Annotated in this window: 1 protein-coding gene; it reads left to right on the top strand. The window is 45.2% G+C overall.

From position 1 onward, the window contains the following. A partial coding sequence (locus AC0L3B_RS39115) for a hypothetical protein (protein ID WP_473383078.1) occupies positions 1-271 on the top strand: 271 nt, incomplete at its 5' end. Positions 272-305 lie beyond the last annotated feature (34 nt).

Below are 305 nucleotides of genomic sequence, written 5' to 3' on the forward strand. Positions count from 1 at the left end.
GTATTTAGCGCGTGCGAGAACCGTTGGTGGCACTTTCTTTTTGGATGAGCCGATTGCTCATTTAGATGATTTAAACAGAGTCGCCATGCTAGATATATTTCGGTTGCTCGCCACGACTATGCCTAATTTGGGCCTGATCTTAACTACTTCAAGTGACGCGCTAGCTCGACATATCTCTCAAAAATTCTCGACGCCAGATACCCGCCACTTATTACGAACCATTCGATTGGATGGTAATCCAAGAAATGGTATTAAGATTGATATCGATTGACGGGCATTGGGGCCGCCTGGTGGTTATTATGGTC

Source organism: Bradyrhizobium sp. Kon56, from assembly GCF_055807635.1.